The sequence below is a fragment of the Bacillus cereus group sp. RP37 genome (assembly GCF_040459695.1).
Classification (GTDB): domain Bacteria; phylum Bacillota; class Bacilli; order Bacillales; family Bacillaceae_G; genus Bacillus_A.
Map to the genome: position 1 here is coordinate 382,126 of NZ_JARVHP010000002.1, position 20,115 is coordinate 402,240.

Here is a 20,115-nt window from a genome sequence, read left to right on the forward strand (position 1 = left end):
TATGTCAAAACCAAAATTAAAAAGGTATTTTGGGGCGCTAAGTTTAACATCCGCATTACTTATTTCTGCAGTGCCAGCAAGTGCTGGTTCAGGATAATAAGTGTTAGAGACAAATACCCTAATGCATATGAATTTGATTATAATAGTGCAAAAGGGACAGTTGAAATTTTTTACAGGGATAAAAAAGGTAATACTAAAACAAAGATAGAGAAATGTTATATGAATAACCACACGTGTTATGTACCAGATAAATGATAAATGAAAGTAATAAAAACACTCAATACGAGTGTTTTTATTACTTTTCTTATAGACAATTAGAATATTACTTTAAAGATATTGGATGTACTAACAATTCTCTTTTAGATTAACTCTTTCTTCTAATTTAAAATGGTAGATCATCATTATGTTACTATAATTTTAATATATATACTTTTTTCAAGTTATCTTTTCTTTACTCGTTATTTATTTTCATCAGTTTTTCTCCTTGTTCTAAAAGTGCATCATAGTCATTTTTTTCTTTAATTTCGTTAATTTTATTTTCAATTGTGGGCGTATTATTTATATTAAAATACGTATTTAATACTTCATAAGGTGTCTTTCCTTGTTTGGTTGCACTATCTTCAATAGCTTCTTTCCATGGAATATTTGCTCTGTCCATGCTTAATTCAAGAGCTGAACCAGTCTCATATCTCATATTCCGCTCTAAAAACCTTGGAGATTCTGCCTGTCCATTAGCAATGAAGTTGAACGCCTCCATAAAAGTAACATGATATGGCTTTTCCTTCTTTGCAAGTACCATAAGTTTCCCACCAGTTAACTTACTATAACGATACTCTAAGTATCGTGCTGAACCTTCTATTGCTTCAGTTTTTGTTTCTCCAATCAATTGTGGCCATTTTTTATAGCGATAATTACGTACAATTGTCCAATCATATAATGCTTGATTAATATTTTCTGGGTTCGTATCAACCATTGCTTTATCTAATAACTTAAATTCTAATCCCATTAATGCATAATTTTCTTTATTTATAGGATATTCGTGAATATACTCTCCACCATTTGAATCATATGTCCAATCTTTTTGTTTATAAGCATGAAAAGCCTCATGTAATAAGAAAGACGAAAAATCAAAATATAAATCTGGATTAACAAACATTTTAGGATAATATTTAAAATAAAATACATCCATATCGTTAATATTTATTGTCCCAAAGTTCCAAGGCATCCAGGTAGAAACAGTTCTAAAATCAAAACGAGTTAAGCGATAGACTTTAGGTAGATGCAAAGAATTTGGGACTTTTATTTCTTTTGCCAAAATACTATTTTCTACTCCTTTTACATTAACTGCATAAGCTTCTTGTCTAAAGAATCCCCCATCTTTATTACTATGTATCAGTACTAATGGCTTTTTTTCGAAATGATAATCTTTATTCCAAAGTTTATCATTCGATTCTTCGAAACTCTTATAAATAGTAGATAGTTCTTTTAACATGTTTTGATCCGTTTCATTTAAAGACTTAAACTCTGTATGATATGTTTTATTTAAAATTATGCTTCCCAACATAATTCCTATAAATATCACCAATAAGATTAGAATTACTCTTAAAAACTTTTTCATCAGACACTCCTTTTCTATAATAATAATTCTTATTTTAAATAAGGTTTACAAATTTGGAATCACTATACAAAGAGGCTTTGCCTTTTCAACGTACAATGAACTTCGGCAATTACTAGCTACTTCCTGAACATTGTTCTTCATTTACCAACCTGTTTATGCTTTTTTTAAAATTTGCAACATAATTAAAAATTTCTTCCTATTACTTATAGTCCATTATTAACTGGTGCCTCTTTTGTATTCCCATCTTTACTTGGTGGCGTTGTATTTCCTTGGTCACTTTCATTGGTTGATGGCGTTGTATTTCCACGGTCACTTCCATCGGTTGGTGGCGTTGTATTTCCACGGTCACTTCCATTGGTTGATGGCGTTGTATTTCCACGGTCACTTCCATTAGTTGATGGCGTTGTATTTCCACGGTCACTTCCATTGGTTGGTGGCGTTGTATTTCCACGGTCACTTCCATTGGTTGGTGGCGCTGTATTTCCACGGTCACTTCCATTGGTTGGTGGCGCTGTATTTCCACGGTCACTTCCATTGGTTGGTGGCGCTGTATTTCCACGGTCACTTCCATTGGTTGGTGGCGCTGTATTTCCACGGTCACTTCCATTGGTTGGTGGCGCTGTATTTCCACGGTCACTTCCATTGGTTAGCTCACTTTGCTTTTGCTCTTCTGGTTTCTTTAATTTTTCTTGTTTCTTTTGCTTTTCATTTTGCTTATTTTCACTAGGCTGTTCAGTCGTATTTGCTATTTTTGTATTTGGAGAAGAATCACGCTTCTCACCTTTAATACGTAATTCGCTACCCTCTTGAACTACACTGTTCGGCATTTTAAATTGCGACTTATCTGTAGCAAACTTACTCATCATCTCTTTAAAAATCAATTGAGCTATTTTCGTATTTTTACTACTAATATAATCATTTTTATTATCCTTTGTATATCCGGTCCATACTGCCATCGTATATTGTGGTGTATAACCAGCAAACCAACTATCACGAGTTGCGCTTTCTGGTAGATTATATTGTGCTATTTGTTCTAAAGAATAGTTTGTTGTACCTGTTTTACCCGCTATATCTAAAGAACCTATATTGGCTGTTGTACCTAAACCAGATGAAACAAAAGTACGAAGCATATCAGTAATCATATATGCTGTGGAATCCTTCATAACTCGTTTTGTTTTTTGCTCAAAGTTTTCTGATTTTCCATCTGGATAAACGACTTTCTTAACAAAATACGGCTTCGTATACTTACCACCATTACCAAATGCCGCATAAGCACCTGCAATTTCAGTTGGAGACGCTTCATTTGTACCAATCGCTGTTGATTCGGTCGGTGCTACATTAAAAGTAATACCTAGATTTTCAGAGAAACCTTTTGATTTATTAATTCCTACTTCTTTTGCAGTTTTTATTGCCGGAATATTTCGGGACGTCTTCAATGCATCACGCATTGTAATTGGTCCTAAATGCTTTCTATCTGCATTTCTAACTTCTTGTCCTGTTGAATACTTAAATGGAGAGTCATCAATTTGATGGTAAGTAGCCCATTTTAAATATTCAATTGCAGGAGCGTAATCAAAAATTGGTTTCATCGTTGAACCTGCTGAGCGATTTAATTCAATCGCAATATTATGTCCTTTAAACACAGCTTTATTTTCACCACGTCCGCTACCAATTGCACGAACTTCTCCTGTTTTCGTATCCATAAATGTGAAAGCCCCTTGAAATTTCTCATTTGGATAATTAATAATATCTTCATTTAAAAGCATGTCCGCAAAATCCTGTGCCTTTTGGTCTAATGTTGTATAAATTTCTAAACCATCAGATCCAATATTAGCTTCTGGCAACTCTTTTTCAATTTCTTTCACAACGGCATCCATAAACGCAGGATATGGCATTTCTTTTTGTTCAGTTGCTCCCTTAAGTCCTTCTGTTACTGGAACTTTTGATGCTTCATCCATTTCTTTTTTTGTAATATAACCATGTCGATTCATTAATTCAAGAACAACATCTCTTCTTTCTGTTGCCTTTTGAATATTTTGTTCTTTCGTTGGATCATAGTTATTAGGCGCTTTCATTAAACCGGCAAGCATCGCAACTTCTGGTAGTGTTAAATCTTTTAATTCCTTACCATAATAGTTTTGTACTGCTGCTGCGATTCCGTATGAACGGTTGCCTAAGTAAACCTTATTTAAATACATCTCTAAAATTTCATGTTTTGAATACTGTTTTTCCAGCTTATACGCTAAATATATTTCTTGCGCCTTTCTCTTTGACGTTTTTTCCATCGATAAGAAGTAATTTTTAATAACTTGCTGCGTAATCGTACTTCCACCTTGAGAGCCGTAATCACCTTTTAGGCTGACTAAAACTGCACGTGCAGTACCTTTAAAGTCTACGCCACTGTGCTCGTAAAAACGTGCATCTTCTGTCGCTAAAAACGCATTTTCTACTAATTTAGGAATTTGATCATACATAATATTCGTTCGCTTCTCTTTCCCATATTCATATATCAATTTCCCATCTTTATCATAAATTTTTGAGGATAACGGATTAACAAGTTTTGCTTTCTCAAGGTTTGGTGCGTCCTTGATCATAACGAAAAAAGTAGCAACCCCTGCGACTAACCCCACAATACCTAGTAATAAACAACTAATTAAAAATTTACGAAAAAATGAGGTTTTCCCCTTTGGTTTTTGTTTTTTAGAAGCTGACTGTTTTTTCTTTTTAACTTGCCGTCGTTCCTCTCTAGAACGATGATTTTCTAACATGCTATATTCTCCTGCCTTTCAATTCTCCTGTTGATTTACTTAAAATTAGAGAGGGCACCTTCAGAAATATACTTATATTTAAAAAGTGTGCTAACCAGAAACAGTGAATCTTTTCCTAATATATAGATTATAAAACTTAGATTAACTCTTAATCTGTCTATTTCCTCTCTATTCTTTCTAATAATGCTGCTCCGTAAAGTAAGAATATTGTTTGCTGTACTTCATCTTTTTGTTATATAACCAAAATTTAAATATTACATCATTTAATAACCAGTCTAAAACAATGGTTCATGTTAACATAATCAGCATGAAAAGAATCGACTACTAATTTTATCCCATAGTTTGTATGGATACAGGGAATCAGAAAGCAAAGGTAAAATTAATGCCCTCACTTGAAAGCATCTTAGGATTACATTGAATAGACAATTTAAGTAATAAATTTGTTCCACTTTAAGATGAGAAAGAAATTTGAGTTTGTATAGTAACGGAGCAGAAACGTTACTAGGGATACAGCAACGAAAATGGAATTTCATAGAAAATCCAATCTTAGCGTGACGGGTATGGATTACCATCAACATTCTGGAACATTACCCCACTAAGCAAAAAATCTCACTTTTCATCTTTTTCAGATAAGAAGTGAGATTTTTCATTTTTGTGTATTTCTTTTGCTTAACTTGATTGTGACAGAGTTCTACCCAAATAGACGTAATCGTTTACTTTTCTTTAATATTCAAAAAATTGACAGATCTCCCGTCCTCAGTACCTAAAGCCGTTTTTACTTTATCTAATTCCTTACTTAATTCTGGTGCTTTCCCTTGATTGACTAAATTAAGATTCCCAAAAGATTTATTAAAAGATAGAATCTGTCTAGTCTTTTCTTTCCCATTTATTTCTTTAAATAATGTATCATCTACTATTAATAGGATTACATTGGATCCACCACGATATGGCGCTAGCCATACATCACCTGCGTATTGTGTACTCATTTTTTTCGCATCATATGTTATTTCTTTTAAGTCCTTATATTCTTTATTTGCAAATAAGATAGTTTCACCTTTTTTTGATTTTGGTAATGAATCCACAGGATCTGAAGAAATGTCCCCCTGATTATTATCTCTTTCAAGTATAAGCCCCTTTTTGACCATTTTTTCAGCAGTTGTTCTACTAATAAATAGTAAATTACTAGGAGTATCCGCCCCAGCATCCCCAAACTGTGTTGGGAGCTTTATGTTTAGTTTGTTATTATCAATGCTACCCTCTTTTATTTTGAATTGGTCTTGTGATATGGTTATATCTTTGTATAGGCCTATAATAGAATTTCTTGTTTGTTCATTTAACTGCTCTACCTCTATTGAAAGCCCATTTGCTGGAGAATTTTTTGTACCAAATAATGAACATGCTCCTAACATGGCAATCGAAATACCAGATACTATTAATAATCCAAGTCTTTTTTTCAACCTATATTCTCCTTCTTTTAATTATATTTGAATTAAAAAATTGTTTTATACATTTTTTTCAAGTATTGAGCACGAACAACGTAAAAGTATATAATTTGCAAAACTAAGAAACTAATTAATACCATAATTGAACTACCCAAGACTGAAAAATCGGCTAATTCTTGTAAGGCCGTAAAAGCTACTGCACTATGTGTAATTGCTATTACAATGGGTAAAAAGAATAGTAATGCAAGTTGACGTGACACAATTTTCTTTAATTCAGGTTTACTTAAACCAACTTTTGCTATCATTTTATATTGCTGCTGATTTCGTTCTAAGTCTGTGTATAATCGGAAATATAAAAAGCTTGCAGCAAACGTAAAGAAAACAATACCTATTAATACACTCATGATAGATGCAAGTCCAAAACCTTGCTTCATAGCTATCCATGTAAAAATTAAAGTCGAAAATTGATATGATTCGTTGTATACTCTAGGATCATTTATATCTTTATTCCCTTTCTGTAAGGAAGCCAAGATTTTTTCAGCAACTTTTTTTGTTTTCTCCCAATCTTTCACAACAAAACCATTGATAGTGAATTGACCGTATTGACTCTCTGGATCCACAATCATTTGATTATATACAGAATCCGGAATAATAATTGTCGTTATGTTTGTATCTTGTAGTTCTTTTGGCGTTAGTATTTTATTTACATGCATAGCTTTTCTTATATTTCCATGCAACAATTGAAAGTTATTTTGATTAGATTTTGTATTAGTAACTTTTCTTGATGGAATGACAAAACTATCATTTTCATCTTTTAAGCTTTCTCTTTCAAAACCAAATGCCTCAGCTAACTTATTATAATCACTTATTTTTATAACACTTAATAAAACATTACTGTTATAAATGGTATCTGAAATTTGTTTGATTGAATAAGTCACCCGTTTGAAATTAAACCCGCCATCATTGAGTTCACTTTCAATCCTTTTTATATGTTCTTTTTCTAAATTGTTATTATTATAAGACCGATAAGAAAATGCAAAAGGGCTATCCGATTCAGCCATGGATGAGTTACCTAACCCCATACAAGTCCCCACTGCAGTGAAGGCAACAGCAGAAATAATAGTTACCATAAAAAACATTTTTGCATTATCTTTTAATTGATACACTAAATCTGAGATGATGAGTATGTTTGTTTTCTTAAAGAAAATATTTTCCCTTTTCTTTAATACACGTAACACATACACACTGAGTTGTGTAAATAAGAAGTACGTTCCAAGTACAACAAAGCTCACCCCTGTCGCCATCATGAATAATACATATTTCACATCCTTGTAATGAATTGCGTTAACACTATGGAAAACAGCTGTATATCCTAATCCAATACTAATTAGTGCGAACAAAGATAGCCAAAGGGATGCTTTTGGTTCAGGCTTTGGCTTTTCTTCTGCTTTTATTAATTCTACTAATTGCTCTACATTTACTAGTCGAGAAGTAAAAAGTGAAATAAATAAAAATAGTAATAAGAATGCTCCAAATGTTATCCCAATTGCTTTAAATGGCATGTAAAATGGGAGTCCTTTATCAATCATTAACAGATTGTTGCTCATAATTAAGATAAACTTAGAGAACGCCATTCCAATTGTAATTCCTGTTAAAATAGAAGCCGTACCAATTATTATATTTTCAATAAATACTAATTTATTCAACTGTGAACGCGACATCCCATGTAGCATTAGAATTCCAAAATCTTTTTTTCTTGTTTTTAAAAATGCACTTACAGAATATAAGATAAAGAAGAATGAGAAGAAAAATATTAACCCCTGCGATATCTGTAATCCTGACTTTGCAAATGTATTGATTGTTATACTGGCAGCAAGATCCCCTTGTAAATTAGGATGAAATGCAAGTAATGCATAAGTAAAGAAAATCATAATAGCAAACGTACTACTTAAAAAATGAGCCAAATATGTTCGTTTACTTCGAATGACGTTATTAAATGCGAACTGTCGAAAAGTCATTTGCATTTCCTCCTAATAATGCTAAAACCTCTAGAATTTTTTGATAAAATACTTTGCGATTATCTCCATAATAAATCTCATTGTATAACTGTCCATCTTTGATAAACACAATCCGATCACAATAACTTGCAGCCATTGCATCATGTGTCACTAACATCATCGTTGTGCTATTTTCTTTATTAAGCTTTGTCAATAATTCCATCACATCACTAGCAGATTTTGAATCCAGATTTCCTGTAGGCTCATCCGCAAGTAATAATTTCGGATTATGAATTGTAGCTCGTGCGATAGCTGTTCTTTGTGCTTGCCCACCAGAGATTTCATACGTACGTTTATCTAATATTTCAGTTATCCCTAGTTTTTCAGCAATAGCTTCCACTTTACCTTCCATTTCTCTAGGGCTTACACCATCAAGCGTAAGTGGAAGAACAATATTTTCTTTCACTGTCAATGTATTAAGGAGATTAAATGATTGAAAAACAAACCCTAATTCACGTCTTCGAAATAAAGACAACTGATCTGGAGATAACAGATATGGATTTTCTCCATGAATTAATACTTCTCCTGATGTTGGAGCATCTATAGTAGAGACCATATTTAATAGCGTTGTTTTACCACTCCCAGATGGTCCCATAATTCCTACAAATTCACCTTTGTTTATTTTTAAATCAATATGGGATAATGCTGTATAAGAAATTTTCCCAGAATAAACTTTCCCTAAATCTGAAACATGTAGTATCTCCACAAGTATTTCACCTTCCATTTCTCTTTTCGATACATGAAGTGTAACTTATATATATTATGTCTCATATCGATTTCCCTAACATTTATCTAACAAGTTTGTAAGATTCAAAAGAAAAACCGATGAAAGGTATACCTTTCATCGGTTAACGAGATGCATACGGGAATATGATTCTAATTTTTGTTCCCTTACCTACCTCAGATTCTAGCTCAATCTTATGATTTAATTTTTCACATACTTCTTTAACAAGATATAATCCCATTCCCGTAGACTCTTTAAATTTCCTACCATTTTCTCCAGTATAAAATGGATTGAAAACACGTGGTAAATCAGCAGTAGGAATACCAACCCCATAATCTTTTACTTCCAAAACAATTGCTCTTCCTTTTGAATACGCCGATACTATTACTTTCTCTTTCTTACTTGATGAATATTTAATTGCATTCGACAGTACTTGATTGAGTATAAATCGAAACCATTTCTTATCTGTTTCTACAATAAGATTCGGATTCACTTTTACCTCTGGATACACATAACTACGTATAAACAAACGTTTATTCTCATGAATTACAGAATCAACCATTTCCAATAATTTTAATCTGTCTACATGAAAATCCTGTTCAAATGTTTCTAAACGTGCAACATATAAGACCATTTCTAATCCTTTTTTGATACTTTCAGTTTCTTCATTAATACTGTCAAATCGAGAGTCATCTGCATCTTGTGTAATTAACTCAATAACAGAAAGAGGTGTTTTCATTTGATGAACCCATTGATTCATAAAAGTCATTTGTTCTTGTTGTTTTCGTTCCCATTTTTTTAATTGGTTTTGATAATATTGATATTGAGTTTGTAGGACTCTATCTAAGGCAATTGATAATGGCGTCAAATCACTATCTTTTATTGACTCATTTAAACCTTCCATTGGTGTTGATAGACGTTTGTAGAATGAACGATGACTATAATAACGATATATTAGATAACCCATTAATAAAAAAACACCCAAAAATACAGAATATAATGCTGTCAATATATGTGGATAACCATCAAACCAATATATAAATAGGATGATAAGCAATTGGGCAAATGTATAACAAATGAGTGGAATATGTTCTTGTAAAAATAATTTCATTATTCCTTCCCTTCCTCCTCCCAAGTAACATGCAATCGATATCCAGCACCACGAACTGTCTCCAATGCGTTTTCAATACCTAAATCCTGCAATTTCCTTCTAATTCTACCTATATTTACACTCAATGTATTCTCATCAATGTATGAACTATCCCATAGTTGTTCTAAAATCACTTCACGTTTTACAAGGAGCGGAGACTTTGTTATCAATATTTCCAATAAATTTGTTTCTTTTCTAGTAAGTAAAATTGTCTTATCATCTAGTTGAAGTTCCATTCTTTCTGGGAACAGGAATAACCCTGATTGCTCAACTATTCGTTCTTTTACTTTAGGAGCATATTCACCATATGCTCTTCTAAGTTGACTACGGATTTTAGACATTACAACTTCATAATAAAAAGGTTTCGTAATGTAGTCATCACCACCATTTTCTAATGCCATCACTTGATCCATCTCTCCACTCCTTGCAGATAGAAATACAATTGGACAAGTAGAAATAGCTCGTATTTGACGACACCAATAATAACCGTCAAAATTAGGTAAATTTACATCTAATAGCACTACATCTGGTTTTATCTCTTGAAATATATCTAAGACATTTTCGAAGTCCTCTATAATAACACTTTGGTATCCATATTTTTTAATATGAGTTCCCAGTAATTCAGCGATTTTCATATCGTCTTCTACAATCATGATTGTATTCATAACGTACTCTCCTTTAATTTAAGTTCAATTTCTAAAGTTCATTTGTTATTTAAAATTTTATTTATGTAAAAAAGATGATATCTCACCTATCCCCTCAAATGCAATAAGTATCCATTGAACTACTCCCACTTTCACTTCATTTAGAAGTGACAGTGGGAGTAGTTCAATGTGTGTTCTTTTATCAACCATTATACTTCTTCATTACGATTTCAGCAGAATAACTGTAGAAGTTTCCTTTTTTAAAAATATGCAGAATTAAATATACGTTTCTGAAAATCCTTCTTTTATATTTCAATTTATTGATATAAAATTAATTTGGAAATTTCATCTAACAAATTAGGAGGAAAACATCATGAACGGCCTATATCCTAAACAACCTACAAGTATGTTTCGTGCAATCATTAGCATGATTGTCTTTTGCCTCGCTTACATAGGTTTAGTTTATACCACTCTTCCATTTCGGTTTGCTTTTTTAGCGATAGCTGGTGCAATTGCTTTATACTTGAACTATGGCTTTTACGGCATTCGGTCGGCTTTTAGTCCTCTACAAAAAGGGGCTACGAAAATCATTGTAATTGGACTCATATGGAATATCATACAGACAGGGTTAGTTGCATATTTAGTACAATTTGTTTTTCATTTTTCAGTTGCTGCAAATGGAAAAACTACTATTTTTGTAGATAATAGCCCACTCCAATTTATGTATCACCTGTTGCAAATTATATGCAGTTTGTTAGGAGAAGAATGTTTAATTTTAATTCCATCTATCCTGGGGATATACTTTTTGAAAAAACAAGGGGTAAGCGAAAAATGGTCGATGATTCTTATAACACTTGTTGGTGTATTTTTGTTTGGAATGGCGCATTACTCTACCTATGAGGGGAATTTAATTCAAATTCTTTTTGTAACTGGTCTAGGAAGATTGCCATTCAACTGGATTGCATTTAAAGCCAATTCTATATGGGCAAGCGTAATTGCTCATGTTTTTTATGATTTACCACTGCTCCTGGTTGCATTGTTAGTTGCACCTGTATAACGTTAATAAAGCTGTTTATTAACTAGATATATTTAAATGTAGACAAAGAAATGAATGAAACGGTTATAGAAATCCCTACTTTTCTTTGTAGCATATCGCCCCTTTCTTACATCAAAAAGGTTCATTTTGGGATCATGTAGAATTAGTACATATCGTAAGATTTTAAAATTGAAGAGGTAATTATACTGACGGATTTAACAAAATCAAAATATTCATCAACAGGTTTGAGAAGGTATTTGAAATCCTATCCGTTAACTTCATTTTTTTTAATGGCATATGTATTCTCGTGTGTTGTATTAATTCCATTTATCTTGTCACAATGGGGTATCTTCCCGAAAACAAAAGTGTTTAATCTTTTCTTTTATGCCAATGCATGTGTAGGTCCTATGCTAGCAGCGTGTATCATGTTCCGAACTCTTGAAGACAAAGAGTCATGGGAAAATTAGAAACAGCATTCTAACAACTAAGGTCGGTTTGAAGTGGTACTTGTTTACCCTCATCGTTATCCCCGCTGCAATTTTTCTGGGTGTAGTGATAGTAAATGGAGAGATACCTACTTTCGGTGACCTTAATTTTGAATTTTTTATAACCTATCTCTTCTCTTTTGTAGCAATTTTCTTTCTCGGTGGACCTTTACCGGAGGAAATCGGATGGCGTGGTTTCGCTCTGCCTCGATTACAATCGAAATTTGGACCGTTAAAAGCTACATTACTATTTAGTGTTTTGTGGACTTTTTGGCATCTTCCACATTTCTTAACGGCTGCACAAAGGGATGGCCCGGGTTCTGACCTTTCTCTCCTATATATTCATTTGCCAATTTTTATTTTACTATGTTTATCGATCTCAATCATTCTCACATGGGTCTATAACTTCCATCACGGTAATTTATTTATTGTCATGCTAGTTCATGCGAGTGTAAATACATTTAGCTTAGTACAAACTCATTCCACCAACCCTATTTTAAAGAATACGGATTTATTTGTAGTGATAGGATTGAGTATAGCTGCTTTGCTAATTCTTATTTGCACACGAGGCAACCTTGGATCTAAACAAACCGCTAATGAAGTAACGTTCAGTAACAATGAAAATATAAGTAAATTGAACTAAAAGCATAAAAATGAACTTTGCTATTCATTTTCTCATGCTAGATTCCACATAAGATCCTGAGATAATGGGACTGCTTTAGGAAAGTAAAACAATGTGAAGAGAATTGTTCACACAAGAGTAATGTAGTAAACGTACATGCAATATCTGTATTGAAATACAAGATGTGGTATAGAAAGCAAGGGATTTTCAATACATTGAAGAACCCTTTTTTAATTTTCTAAATATTAAATTGTAAAAAATCCTTGTATGTATTATTATAAAAAATGGTATATTAGTAAATTTTATCATTTTCAATTTTCAGCTTGTAAACTATGATACTCGGAGGCGTTGTTGTGTGTAAAAAATGGAAACTTGGACTAATGAGTACTCTTCTTGCCTGTTCTACCTTTACATCTGTTGCATTTGCAGCCGAAAAAACAGTCAATCAACCCAAATGGGAGCAATGGATAAACGGACATGCAAAAATATTAAATGAACCAGCTTCCCAAACAACAGAGGATTTATCATTTCTTAAAGAGGCCGTACAGGACAAGCGCATTGTTGTACTTGGCGAAAGTACGCATGGTGCAAAGGAAATGAATCAATCCAAAATTCGTATGATTAAGTACTTACATGAGGAAATGGGATATGATGTGCTTGCTTTTGAAACAGGGCTTGGGGAAGCAGCAGCTGTTCAGCAAAATTTTGATAATTTAACCGCTACGGAAGCGATGAAACAATCTTTATATGTTGTATGGCAAACAGAGGAAGTAGAACAATTATTTACCTATATGAAAGAACAAAAAGAAAAAGGAAAGCCACTCACATTAGCTGGTTTTGATATGAATTTATTTTATAAATCTTCATTCCACTCCTATGCAAATGAATGGTTGCAAAAATTTAGTCCTGAAGTGGCAAGTGAATTTAATGCAGCAGTGTCAGAGTTAATTGAACTGAATAAGTATTACGATCCAAAGAAAACATATCCCTATGATCAATTTAAAATGGAAATACAGCCTGTAATTAACAAGTTGGAAAAGGTTAGAACATTTATTCAGAATCATAAATCTGAATTGACCCAAGTCGCACCTCTCGCTTCCTATGATGTGAACTTTCTGGAGAAATCTATTAATATACGGATTGATGCGATTAAAACGCATTTAGATGCTGTAATGAAAGTTAAAGGTGGTATCTACTCACCTAAAATTGCAGACTACGCTACCTATATCCGAGATCAAAAAATGGCACAAAATTTCGCATGGCTCACCGAAATGCAGTATAAAAACAAAAAAATTATTGTGTGGGGGCATAATTATCATATTCGAAAACAAAATTCAAAAATGATATTAGACTTTACGAAGGTGCAGCAATACAATTATGTTGGCCCAAATATGATGGATTATCTTCCGCAACGTATCAAAGACCAAATGTACACGATTGGTGTATTTGCGTATAGTGGAAGCAGTTGGGATGATGGTAATGAAGATATTATTCCTGTACATAATGAACATGAAGAACAAAGCGTTGAAAAAATTATCAGCACGGTGGGAAGTCCCCATGTTTTTATTAACCTAAAGGGAGAAAGTTACCTACCAGAAACTTCATGGATGTTTACTCCTACTGCAGCAAGTTATTGGGGAATAAAAGATAAAGAAGAAATCATGATTCCGACAGAACAATATGATGGCATTCTCTGGTTAGAAAAGACGACGCCTTCTGTACTGAAGTAAATACAAAAGCATCCTTACAATATAAGGATGCTTTTGCTTATATTTTTATACATTCTTTTTCTATGAATACATTTTTGTATATATGCGTTTTAAATAGTGATTTCTAATAATAAGGAAGTAAATAATTTGCATACAAATAAAGCTTATTAATACAACAATTGAACTTTGAATAACGGACATTTCTTTACTTACTGTTTGTCCTAATTGATGAAACGTTAGAAATGCAAAACTGCTATGAACCATAGCCACTATAATCGGTAAGAAAAATAGTAGTTTCATTTGTCTTGTCACGATTTGCTTTAACTCACTTTGACTCAATCCTAATTTTGAAATCATTTGATATTGCTCTTGATCACGTTCTAAATCAGTAAATAGACGGAAATATAAAAAGCTTAGCGTAAATACGAAAAATACAATACCCACCATTACACTTGAGATAGAAAGTAATCCGTTTTGTTGTTTCAATTCAAGCCATCTTAAATACAAAGATGAAAACATATAATAATCATCTTGATTCTTACCAATAATCTTCATAAGTGTAGTAGAAACTGCATTCGTTTCAGACCAATTTTCAACGATAAAACCATATATGGTGTAATCTCGGAGTACGTTTTCTTGTTGAGCATTTTGGACCTTATTATAAACAGCATCAGAGACAATAACAGGCTTTTCTATTAACGATAATTCTGGGATATAAATTGTTTTTTGCACAGAAAGTGGAACCTCTATTTGACCATGTATTATTTCAAAAGTTTTTATATCCTCCGCATTTTTCTCGTTCTTATTTAGTCGTACAGCAATGCTATCATTTTCATTTGTTAATTTCTCTATTTCATACCCTAATTGTTTTGCATATTCATTATACGTAGATAGATTAATTAACGCCAACCCGTTTAGTGTCCTTTTAAATTCTGTTGCAACAAGTTTATAAGAAAATCCATATTCTTTTAATTGCTTCTTTATCTCTTCAATATGGGCTTTTTCTTGTATATTCCCCTTATCCGATCGATACGTAAATGCATATGGGGTCTCATGTTTTGCTAGTTCTGGATTCCCAATTGCTGTACAAACTCCAATTGCGGTAAAAGAAACAGCAGATATAATTGTAACGATAAAGAATGTTCTCGCATTATCTTTCATTCGATACATCAATTCTGAAATAACAAGAAGATTGGTTCTTTTAAAGAATGTAGTTTCTCTATTTTTTAAAGTATATAACACATATACACACAATTGAGTAAAGAAAAAATAGGTTCCAAAAACAATTAATAAGACACCTACCCCTACAAGTAGTAATAATTGATCTAAATCCATGTAATTCACTGCAACGATACTGTGGTGAACACAGGAGTAACCTGCCCCAAATAAAATTAGTACCAACATGGATATCCAGACGGAAACTTTCGGCTCAGCTTTTGGTTTTTCCTCTGATTTTATGAGTTCTACAAGCTCATTTATTTTCATCATTTTCGATGTAAATAATGAAATAAGTAGAAATAGAACAAAAAAGGAGATAGCTGTTATTCCCATAGCCTTTAATGGAAAGTAAAATGCTAACCTATGCCCTACTCCCAATAAGGACCCAGTAACTAGTAAGAACAATTTAGAAAAAGCTATCCCAAGCCCAATTCCTACTAGTATAGAAGGAATTCCAATCAACATGTTTTCGAAAAAAATTAATTGATGAAGCTGCCGATGAGACATTCCATGTAACATTAATAATCCAAACTCTTTTTTTCTATTTTTTAAAAAGGCACTAACTGAATAGAAAATAAATAAGAATGAAAAGACAAAGATTAAGTAATACGATAGTTGAAATCCTATCTTCCCAAACGTACTCAATATGGTGCTTACATGAGTCAGCTCGCCTTGTAGGTTTGGATGAAAGACGAGTAAACCATAAGTGAAGAAAATCATTACCGCAAATGTGCTACTAAAAAAATGCCCAAGATATATTCGTTTATTCCGTATAACATTATTAAATGCGAGCTGTCGAAATGTCATTTTTATTACCTCCTAACCTAGAAAGACTGTCCACAATATTTTTATAAAATAGTGGGCGATCACCGTTGCAGCAAACTTCATTGTATAACTGTCCATCTTTAATAAATATAATGCGATCACAATAACTAGCAGCAATTGGATCGTGCGTTACTAACATCATTGTTGCCTTTTCTTCTTTATTTAATAGTGTTAATATCTCCATTACGTCTTGAGAAGCTTTAGAATCTAAATTTCCTGTCGGCTCATCGGCAAGAAGCAATTTAGGAGAGTGAATGAGTGCACGAGCAATCGCTGTTCGCTGCGCTTGACCTCCTGATATTTCATATGTTCGTTTATTTAAGATTTCGTTGATTCCTAATTTTTTCGAAATAGATTCTACTCGTTTATTTATTTTCTTCACATTCATGCCATCTAATACGAGCGGAAGAACCATATTCTCTTTTACTGTTAATGTATGCAATAGATTAAAGGATTGAAAAACGAATCCTAATTCCTGTCTGCGAAATAAAGCCAAATCATTGACCGAAAGTTGATACGGATTTTTACTATTAATGAATACACTACCTGATGTTGGTGAGTCAATAGTAGATATCATATTCAATAAAGTTGTTTTTCCACTACCCGACGGTCCCATAACCCCAACAAATTCCCCTTCTGTAATTGTTAAATTAATATTTGAAAGTGCTGTATGTGAAACATTTCCTGTGTATTCTTTACTAAGTTCTTTTACTTCTACTATTTTCATATGAGAAATTCCCTCCAATTTTATCTACTAAGAATGAGATTTGATAACTAATGCATGCCTACATTTTGACTTATTCAAAATACGATTAATGTACTACTCATTAATCATTTGTTTCAGCTTTTCTTATTTAAGCGTCATACTTGTTCGAATGTATTAAGCAGTAAAATAACTTGCTATCGTACCCCAGGATTTTTAAGCATGTTTCTGTTTTTCATTGTAGTAGTATGGTTGTTTTTCTCATATTGAATTATCTTTCATTTTTCTTACACGCTTGAAATGTTTCTGAAAACACAGTCTATAATCCAAAAAACATAATTTTTTGAGAAATAGCATTAAGGAATTTTTCATATGCACTGTACTATACGGTACTAGATTTCCATATAGATTTTATTTGCAATTCATCGTATTTTCTTTACCGTTCACCAAGTTCTTCCTATTTTTAAAATGGAACAAATTTATTACTTAGAGTGTCTATTACGTGTATTCCTAAAAATATGAAAGGACTTATTATTACCAAAAGTAAAGTGATGTAAAAAAGTGTGTTTTGAAATACAGCATTTAAATGTTACGAGTTTAATACTTTCACAGGTGGACTATTACAAGTGTAATTAAAAAAAGAAACAATCCAAACAGCGTCAGTTCATTCATCTAAACGTTTTAATTCTGCTTAACCTGTTAAAATTCAACTTCAAAATTATTGTTATCCTATACACACTTTAATTAACATCGGTATTTAAAACGCCAAAACAAAATCCATATATTCTTGAAAGAGGTTGAAAATTTATGTTCGTTTTAAACAAGTTCTTTACCATTTCACATTACAAAAAAATTGTACCTGTCGTATTACTTTCATGCGTAACACTAATAGGCTGTTCCAATAGTAATACTTCATCTGAATCACCTAAACAAACGAAACAAACAAATCAAATTAAACCAGAAAATACTGGTAATGATTCTTTTGCTAAACTTGAAAAAGAATATGATGCCAAGCTTGGTATTTATGCACTGGACACAGGTACGAATCAAACTGTTGCTTACCATGCAAATGATCGTTTTGCATTTGCCTCTACATCTAAATCATTAGCAGCGGGAGCTCTTTTACGTCAGAACTCAATAGAAGCTCTTGATGAAAAGATTACGTATACGCGAGAAGACCTTTCTAATTATAATCCAATTACTGAAAAGCATGTGGATACAGGAATGACGTTAAAAGAACTTGCAGATGCTTCTGTTCGATATAGTGACAGTACTGCACATAATTTAATTCTTAAAAAGTTAGGTGGTCCATCCGCATTTGAAAAAATATTGAGGGAAATTGGTGATACTGTTACTAATTCTGAGAGATTTGAACCTGAATTAAATGAAGTAAATCCAGGAGAAACACATGATACTAGTACACCAGAAGCGATAGCTAAGACACTTCAGTCATTTACATTAGGAACTGCACTTCCAAAGGAGAAACGTGAACTATTAGTAGATTGGATGAAGAGAAATACAACTGGAGATAAATTAATACGTGCGGGCGTACCAAAAGGATGGGAAGTAGCTGATAAAACAGGTGCAGGATCTTATGGGACAAGGAACGATATTGCAATTATTTGGCCACCAAATAAAAAACCAATTGTTCTTGCCATCCTTTCTAATCATGATAAAGAAGATGCAGAATACGATGATAAACTCATTGCAGACACAACCAAAGTCGTGTTAGATACTTTAAAAGCTACGAATAAAAAATAATAGATTATTGGAGCGTGTCATATAAACCGTGTAAGTAACCTACCATCATAGATAGATGGTTGCTTCACGGTTTTTCTTTTTCAAAAATAATTAAGAAGGAGTGGTTACACTTATAGTTAGAAGAGAGATTCAAAATCCGTGAAATTAGCTCAATCAATTTTTGAAGCTTACCAATCGGAAACTGTTGAAGATTTTCAAGAGGCTTTGAAAGACATCGGTGGACCTTTGTTTGAGGCAATGGTTCAGGGCGAAATGAATCACCATCTTGGTTACGATTTAAACTCAAAAAACGGAAAGAACACGAAAATTGTCATAATGGATACCCACACTTTGGATACCTAAAGTGCCACAAACCTTGCGGTCATTTAGTAGCACTCCGTATCCAATCTCACTTTCATCCCTTGCCTAAAGGCTATGTGTTTTTTTGTTGGAGAAGGATTGTAAAAGAACCCCATAACAAATGGAATGGCAATTATATCCCTCAATTGGTCAATCTTGTTGAATCAGCTTATGGTTAACGTTAAATTTGCCTAACTTATTGTAAAATACAGAATTTATCTACCGTGATTTAAATTCGTCGTTTGTTCGATAAGATAATTTGATATATCTGTGTTGGTGCCATTCCTCAAGAGGAATTTCACTAAATCTTGTTTTTGAAGAACAGGATTAATAACAGCTACATCTAACTGACTTAGAATCTGAACGATGCCATGGTGTGAAAAACTCTTGATTTCTTTCAAAAGTTCTGCATCACGTTTCTTTCGTTCGGCGGATTCTTCAGGATAGCCCGTATTGAACGGTTCTTCAAAAAGTTTCTCAAGCGTGAAGCGAAGATTTAGTTCGCCCGCCCAACCGAAGTTCAATCCAAGTGGCAGTGATGCACAGTTTCCGTTATTTATCCTACCAAACAGGAACGCATCTGTTGGAGTTGGCAGATAACCGCTAATGACATTCGGAAGTGTATTACAGGCAATCGACATACCAACACCGCTGCTACATCCAGTGACGACAAAATCAACTGCACCTGAATTTAGAAGTAGACCAACAACTAAGGACACTTGTATATAGCTTAACTCCGAATCTTCAATTGTAACACCAAAATTAAACACTTCATATCCATGCTTCGCCACTGCCCTTCTTGTTTCTTCAAAAATCAGTTCATTTTTGCTAGTTTGGGTACTTGCTTGTATCACAGCTATCTTCATTCTTCCACGACCTTTCGATTTAATTATCACACATACTGAAAGTCAAAAGAAGATAAATAAGATAAAACCAATCTTTCCTTAAAATTTGCTATTCTATGTGTTCGTTTCAAAAACTCACACAGATTTCTTTACAGAAACGGTTATTCTT

At 33.0% G+C, this 20,115-nt stretch carries 13 protein-coding genes and 2 pseudogenes; 5 read left to right on the plus strand and 10 right to left on the minus strand.

Going from position 1 to position 20,115, the window contains the following annotated elements; translation table 11 throughout:
• Positions 1–451: 451 nt before the first annotated feature.
• The 7 genes from QCI44_RS30000 to QCI44_RS30030 all read right to left on the minus strand — a co-directional run bounded on the left by QCI44_RS30000 (position 452) and on the right by QCI44_RS30030 (position 10,424).
• The gene (locus QCI44_RS30000; RefSeq protein WP_016135646.1) at positions 452–1,618 is read right to left on the minus strand and encodes a hypothetical protein; all 1,167 of its coding nucleotides are present in this window, start codon (positions 1,616–1,618) and stop codon (positions 452–454) included.
• 203 nt (positions 1,619–1,821) lie between these two features.
• Complete coding sequence (locus tag QCI44_RS30005; RefSeq protein ID WP_353811644.1) at positions 1,822–4,386, minus strand: transglycosylase domain-containing protein; 2,565 nt, start codon at positions 4,384–4,386, stop codon at positions 1,822–1,824.
• Positions 4,387–5,099: 713 nt separating this feature from the next.
• Positions 5,100–5,843: a lipoprotein BA_5634 family protein gene (locus QCI44_RS30010; protein ID WP_016135649.1), complete on the minus strand. Its 744-nt coding sequence runs from the start codon at positions 5,841–5,843 to the stop codon at positions 5,100–5,102.
• A gap of 32 nt (positions 5,844–5,875) precedes the next feature.
• Complete coding sequence (locus tag QCI44_RS30015) at positions 5,876–7,846, minus strand: FtsX-like permease family protein (protein ID WP_353811645.1); 1,971 nt, start codon at positions 7,844–7,846, stop codon at positions 5,876–5,878.
• Positions 7,821–8,591, minus strand: a complete 771-nt coding sequence (locus QCI44_RS30020) for an ABC transporter ATP-binding protein (RefSeq protein WP_016135651.1) — start codon at positions 8,589–8,591, stop codon at positions 7,821–7,823. The genes QCI44_RS30015 and QCI44_RS30020 overlap by 26 nt, the downstream gene beginning before the upstream one ends.
• Before the next feature lie 142 nt (positions 8,592–8,733).
• Positions 8,734–9,720, minus strand: coding sequence for a sensor histidine kinase (locus QCI44_RS30025; RefSeq protein ID WP_088083966.1), 987 nt, complete (start codon positions 9,718–9,720; stop codon positions 8,734–8,736).
• Positions 9,720–10,424, minus strand: coding sequence for a response regulator transcription factor (locus QCI44_RS30030; protein ID WP_016089733.1), 705 nt, complete (start codon positions 10,422–10,424; stop codon positions 9,720–9,722). Before QCI44_RS30030 ends, QCI44_RS30025 begins: the two co-directional genes overlap by 1 nt.
• Before the next feature lie 352 nt (positions 10,425–10,776).
• On the opposite strand from QCI44_RS30030, the gene QCI44_RS30035 reads away from it, so the two are divergent.
• From QCI44_RS30035 to QCI44_RS30045, 3 genes and pseudogenes are all read left to right on the plus strand, one after another.
• A complete protein-coding gene (locus QCI44_RS30035) occupies positions 10,777–11,460 on the plus strand; it encodes a CPBP family glutamic-type intramembrane protease (RefSeq protein ID WP_016135653.1) in 684 nt (227 codons plus the stop codon).
• Positions 11,461–11,642: 182 nt separating this feature from the next.
• Positions 11,643–12,567, plus strand: a pseudogene (locus tag QCI44_RS30040) (CPBP family intramembrane glutamic endopeptidase).
• A gap of 332 nt (positions 12,568–12,899) precedes the next feature.
• The gene (locus tag QCI44_RS30045; RefSeq protein ID WP_016089736.1) at positions 12,900–14,276 is read left to right on the plus strand and encodes an erythromycin esterase family protein; all 1,377 of its coding nucleotides are present in this window, start codon (positions 12,900–12,902) and stop codon (positions 14,274–14,276) included.
• Between the two features lie 60 nt (positions 14,277–14,336).
• On the opposite strand, the gene QCI44_RS30050 is transcribed toward QCI44_RS30045, so the two are convergent.
• Both QCI44_RS30050 and QCI44_RS30055 read right to left on the minus strand, forming a co-directional pair.
• On the minus strand, positions 14,337–16,280 hold the full coding sequence (locus tag QCI44_RS30050) for an ABC transporter permease (RefSeq protein ID WP_353811646.1): 1,944 nt from the start codon (positions 16,278–16,280) through the stop codon (positions 14,337–14,339).
• The gene (locus tag QCI44_RS30055) at positions 16,255–17,025 is read right to left on the minus strand and encodes an ABC transporter ATP-binding protein (protein ID WP_353811647.1); all 771 of its coding nucleotides are present in this window, start codon (positions 17,023–17,025) and stop codon (positions 16,255–16,257) included. The genes QCI44_RS30050 and QCI44_RS30055 overlap by 26 nt, the downstream gene beginning before the upstream one ends.
• Before the next feature lie 783 nt (positions 17,026–17,808).
• Between QCI44_RS30055 and blaIII the strand changes: the two genes are divergently transcribed.
• Together blaIII and QCI44_RS30065 are read left to right on the plus strand one after the other, a co-directional pair.
• Positions 17,809–18,762 carry a class A beta-lactamase BlaIII gene (blaIII, locus tag QCI44_RS30060; protein WP_016089739.1) on the plus strand — a complete coding sequence of 318 codons (954 nt, stop codon included), beginning with the start codon at positions 17,809–17,811 and terminating at the stop codon, positions 18,760–18,762.
• A 138-nt stretch (positions 18,763–18,900) separates the two neighbouring features.
• Positions 18,901–19,068: pseudogene (locus QCI44_RS30065) on the plus strand (IS256 family transposase); the annotation flags it as partial.
• A 248-nt stretch (positions 19,069–19,316) separates the two neighbouring features.
• On the opposite strand, the gene QCI44_RS30070 reads toward QCI44_RS30065, so the two are convergent.
• Positions 19,317–19,967, minus strand: coding sequence for an RpiB/LacA/LacB family sugar-phosphate isomerase (locus QCI44_RS30070; protein WP_016089741.1), 651 nt, complete (start codon positions 19,965–19,967; stop codon positions 19,317–19,319).
• Between the last annotated feature and the right edge of the window lie 148 nt (positions 19,968–20,115).